General features: G+C 68.0%; 4 protein-coding genes and 1 pseudogene. 2 read left to right on the forward strand and 3 right to left on the reverse strand.

The annotated features are described in order from the left end of the window. Window positions 1–569, reverse strand: a 569-nt coding sequence (locus ACE5CZ_RS01925) for an exonuclease SbcCD subunit D (RefSeq protein ID WP_374945673.1), incomplete at its 3' end; no start/stop codon positions are given. Window positions 570–650: 81 nt separating this feature from the next. On the opposite strand from ACE5CZ_RS01925, the gene ACE5CZ_RS01930 reads away from it, so the two are divergent. Then, window positions 651–989 (forward strand): SH3 domain-containing protein, encoded by a 339-nt coding sequence (locus ACE5CZ_RS01930; RefSeq protein WP_374945674.1) that lies wholly within the window; start codon window positions 651–653, stop codon window positions 987–989. Between the two features lie 3 nt (window positions 990–992). Here the strand turns inward: ACE5CZ_RS01930 and ald are convergent, their stop codons facing one another. Then, window positions 993–2,117: an alanine dehydrogenase gene (gene ald, locus ACE5CZ_RS01935; protein WP_374945675.1), complete on the reverse strand. Its 1,125-nt coding sequence runs from the start codon at window positions 2,115–2,117 to the stop codon at window positions 993–995. A 151-nt stretch (window positions 2,118–2,268) separates the two neighbouring features. On the opposite strand from ald, the gene ACE5CZ_RS01940 reads away from it, so the two are divergent. After that, window positions 2,269–2,781, forward strand: a complete 513-nt coding sequence (locus ACE5CZ_RS01940) for an Lrp/AsnC family transcriptional regulator (RefSeq protein ID WP_374945676.1) — start codon at window positions 2,269–2,271, stop codon at window positions 2,779–2,781. A 242-nt stretch (window positions 2,782–3,023) separates the two neighbouring features. Here the strand turns inward: ACE5CZ_RS01940 and ACE5CZ_RS01945 are convergent. After that, a pseudogene (locus ACE5CZ_RS01945) lies at window positions 3,024–3,396 on the reverse strand (hypothetical protein); the annotation flags it as partial.

Consider the following 3,396-nt stretch of genomic DNA (forward strand, 5'->3'; position numbering starts at 1 on the left):
GCACCGGGGCCGGCAGCAGGAACGTTGACGACGAACGCGTGCGACAGCACGACCGAGCGCGCGCCCTCGCGCCGGGCGATGTCGTCGCGGATGCGCTGCATGGCATAGCCGAGAACCTGCGCGTGCCGCCGCATCTCGACCCCGGGGTAGAGGTGGCGCACCAGCGCCGGCTCGAGATAGGGGATTCCGTAGAAGAGCACCGGCCCGTATTCGTCGTCGATGACGACCGGCTGGTCGAACTGCTCGGGCCGGGTGATGACGTAAATGCCGGCGAGCCCCGCCCACTCGCTCTGAAAACCCAGCCGCGTCGCCGAGTCGTGATTTCCGCTGGTGATGACAACCGCTGCACCCGCCTCGCGGATCTGCCGGATAGCCCTGCTGAGCACGTCGAACGCCTCGCGCGCCGGCGTGGCCGAATCGAAGATGTCGCCCGCCACCACGACCACGTCGACCGCCCTGTGGCGAACGATGTCGGCCAGCGCATCGAGCACCGTCGTGAGGTTCGCCAGGGTGGAATGACCGTGAAAGGTTCGGCCGATGTGCCAGTCGGACGTGTGCAGGATTCGCATGAGGCAACGCTATAGCCGCCCACCGACATCGATCGACGTCCAGCCATTGCGCGGGCCGCGACGACCTCTCCAGAATGGACCATGCGCATCACCACAGCCCTCGTCTCACGCGAGGTTTCGCAGCCGCAACCGATGCGCGTCGACATCGGAGACCGCGTGGTCGTGGGCGACCGTGACGCCGACTGGCCGGCTTTCGTCTTCGTCACGAGCGAGACCGGAAGCGGCCGGGTTCCCCTGCGCTACCTCTCGCGCTCCCGTCCGGTGGCAGTAGTGAACACTCCCTACGACACGAGCGAGCTGCCCACCCACGAGGGCGATGTCATAGAGGTCGTGCGCGAAGACCGGGCGAGCGGATGGCTGTGGTGCCGTTCCCTCGACGGCCGGCAGGGCTGGGTGCCCGCCACGACCCTGGAGGACTGAGCGTCAATTCGTGCGGGCCAGGAGCTGTGCGATGTCGTGACCCACGACATCCAGAGCCGCGGCGACGCCCGCGTTGTAGACGCGGCCGTCGTGAGTGTTCAAGCCCTTCGCGAGGGCCGGGTCGTCGGCCAGGGCGCGAGCCCAGCCCTTGTCGGCGAGGGCGACGACGTAGGGCAGGGTCGCGTTGGTGAGCGCCCGGGTGGATGTCTCGGGTACGGCCCCGGGCATGTTCGCCACGCAGTAGTACACGGTGTCGTGCACCGCGAAGACGGGGTCGTCATGCGTCGTGGCGTGCGATCCCTCGAAGCATCCGCCCTGGTCGATCGCGATATCGACGAGCACGCTGCCCGGCTTCATCGTGGCGACCATCGCGTCGGTCACGAGCTTCGGCGCCTGCGCTCCCGGAATGAGTACCGAGCCGATCACGAGGTCGGCCTCTTTCACCTGGGCGGCGATCTCGTACGCCGACGAACTGCGCGTCTGCACGGCGCCGCCGAACCTGATCTCGAGTTCGCGCAGCCGCGGAAGAGAGAGGTCGATGATCGTGACGTCGGCTCCCATGCCCACGGCGTTGGCCGCCGCGTGCTCGCCGGCCACGCCGCCTCCGATCACCACGACCTTCGCCTTCGGGGTTCCGGGAACGCCGCCGAGGAGCATCCCGCGGCCGCCCGCGGCGCTCATCAGGTGGTAGGCACCGACCTGGGTCGAGAGCCGCCCAGCGACCTCGCTCATGGGCTGCAACAGGGGCAGCGAGCGGTCGGCGAGTTGCACGGTCTCGTAAGCGATTCCTGTGGTTCTGGCTGCGAGGAGCGCGTCGGCGCAGGCCCTGGATGCGGCCAGGTGCAGATAGGTGAAGAGAGTCTGGCCGGCGCGCATGCGCCCGAACTCCTCTGCGATCGGCTCTTTGACCTTCAGCACGAGTTCGGCGCCGGCCCAGACCTCGTCGGCCGACACGGCGATCGTGGCGCCCGCCTCGGCGTACTGCTCATCGCTGATGCGAGAGCCGAGGCCGGCGCCGCGTTCGACGACGACCGTGTGGCCGCGCCGAACCAGCTCGAACACCCCCGCCGGCGTCGCAGCGACCCTGTTCTCGTTGTTCTTGAGTTCCGCAGGCACTCCGATGTGCATGATTTCTCCATTTCGTTCGGCGGCACCCGGGTCGACATGGATGCGATGGGTGCCGATAGATCTGCGGCAATCCTCGTCAAAATTCGTTTTCGAGAACCAAGAACCGCATGAACAGCGAAACAAGCCACCATAATTGTGAGAGAGTTCGGTCATGAGCGAGTCCACCGGCGGCGTGACGAATGTTCGGCGGGGGTCGCCGACGCCCGCCGACCTCGACGGGGTCGATCGCGAGATCCTGCGCATCCTGAGGGCTAACGCCCGCACGCCCAACAACCGCCTGGCCGAGCTCGTGGGAATCGCGCCCTCGACGTGCGTCGCCCGAGTCAAGTCGCTCGTCGCGCGCGGAGTGATCACCGGGTTCACCGCGAACGTCGACCCGTCTGCCGTGGGGCTGAGCCTGCAGGCACTGATCAGCGTCACGATCAGGGCCGGCGCCCGCAACCTCATGATGGAACTGGGCGAGGAGATCAGGCGATTTCCCGAGGTGGTGCAGTTGTACTTCCTCGGAGGGGCGGAGGACTTCATCATCCATGTCGCGGTTCGCGACAGCGCCGCCGTGCGCGACTTCGTGCTCGACAACCTGTCGGCTCATCCGGCCGTCGCATCGACCCGAACGAGCCTTGTCTTCGATCACCACTTCAACGGGCTGACCATCTCCGCGTGAACGTGCTCCGGCTGCACCGAAAAGTCAACTGGGCGAGCCGCGCCTTCTCGCCGGAGTAGTCTCCCATCATGAGCGAGAACGCCTGCAGCAGGGAGCGTGCCTGATGGACTACACGTGGCTCGAGGCCATCTACCTGGGCCTCCTCGGCCTGGCCGGAATCGCGATCGCGGCGATCTCGGTGATCGTGCTCCTCCGCCTCTTCCGCGGTCAGCGCTGACCGCACCCCGCCCGCGGCGATTCGGTCAGAGCCGGTAGAAGTCGCCGACGAGGCCGGCCACGCAGAGGCCCGCGGCGACCACGAAGAGCGCCAGACCCGCGCGCAGCAGCCAGGTGATCCGCAGGCAGCTGCGACGGGCATCCGGCCCGCCGGGCAGGGCGGCCGCCGCGAAGGTCGCGACCATCAACCCGCCTCGGAGCGCGCCGGCCCAGAACACCCGCTCCCAGCGATCGACGAGAGCGCCGGCGAACCAGCCAGACACGATGACCGACCCGATGACGATCGCCATGGTGAGGGCGGCCCCCACGAAGAGGATCGCCGCGTGCCGCTCCAGTTCGGAGCGGCGACGGGCGAACTCATCGGGGGATGCCGCGTGCGCGGCGACGGCGGGCATCCGG

The organism is Agreia sp. (genome assembly GCF_964263775.1).
Lineage (GTDB): Bacteria > Actinomycetota > Actinomycetes > Actinomycetales > Microbacteriaceae > Agreia.